Annotated in this window: 1 protein-coding gene; it reads right to left on the bottom strand. The window is 56.0% G+C overall.

All coding sequences use genetic code 11. The features are described 5' to 3' along the window. Positions 1 to 1094 (bottom strand): isocitrate lyase (aceA, locus tag Q7T06_RS02195; protein ID WP_304779401.1); only part of this gene is annotated, 1094 nt, incomplete at its 3' end. Positions 1095 to 1141: the final 47 nt, after the last annotated feature.

Consider the following 1141-nt stretch of genomic DNA (forward strand, 5'->3'; position numbering starts at 1 on the left):
TGGCGTGCATAGCCGTGCGCCAGATTGAACATCGAGTAGTTCAGTGAATGGAAGCCAGCCAGCGTGATGAACTGGAACTTGTAACCCATCGCACCCAGTTCGGTCTGGAATTTGGCAATGGTGGCGTCGTCCAGGTTTTTCCTCCAGTTGAAGGATGGCGAGCAGTTATAGGCCAGCATCTTGCCGGGAAACTTGGCATGGATAGCATCGGCAAATTTTTGCGCGAAGACCAGGTCCGGCTTGCCGGTTTCGCACCACAACATGTCGACATATGGCGCGTAAGCCAGACCGCGCGACACAGCTTGATCGAAGCCGGCACGGGTTTTGTAGAAACCTTCGACCGTGCGTTCACCGGTCAGGAAAGGCTGGTCGTTTTCATCCACATCGGAAGTCAGCAAGTCGGCGGCTTCTGCATCGGTACGCGCAATGACCAGCGTGGTCGTGCCGGATACATCGGCGGCCAGACGCGCGGCATTCAGTTTTTCGACCGCTTCACGCGTAGGCACCAGCACCTTGCCGCCCATGTGGCCGCATTTTTTTACCGATGCCAGCTGGTCTTCGAAGTGCACGCCGGCAGCGCCGGCTTCTATCATCGACTTCATCAATTCATAGGCATTCAGGACGCCGCCAAAACCGGCTTCGGCATCGGCCACGATAGGGGCAAAGAAATCGATATCGCCCTTGCCTTCCGACCATTGAATCTGGTCTGCGCGCTGGAAGGTGTTGTTGATGCGCTTGACGACCATGGGCACCGAGTTGGCTGGATACAGCGATTGGTCAGGATACATTTCGCCGGCCAGGTTGGCGTCGCCGGCGACTTGCCAGCCCGACAGGTAAATCGCTTTCAAGCCAGCCTTGACCTGTTGCATCGCCTGATTGCCGGTCAGGGCGCCCAGCGTGTTGACGAAAGGTTCGTTATTGCACAGGTCCCACAGTTTTTCCGCGCCGCGCTGAGCCAGCGTGTGACGGATCTGTAGCGAGCCGCGCAGACGGACCACGTCTTCCGCGGTGTAGTTGCGCTTGATACCTTTCCAGCGCGGATTTTCGGCCCACTCTTTGTTCAAAGTCTGAATTTGCTGTTCACGGCTAGTCATGATCGTCTCCTTAATTAAATGCTGGGAATAACAGAAACAAGAAAAAA

Source organism: Herminiimonas sp. (genome assembly GCF_030645555.1).
In the GTDB taxonomy this organism is placed as follows: Bacteria; Pseudomonadota; Gammaproteobacteria; order Burkholderiales; family Burkholderiaceae_D; genus Oxalicibacterium.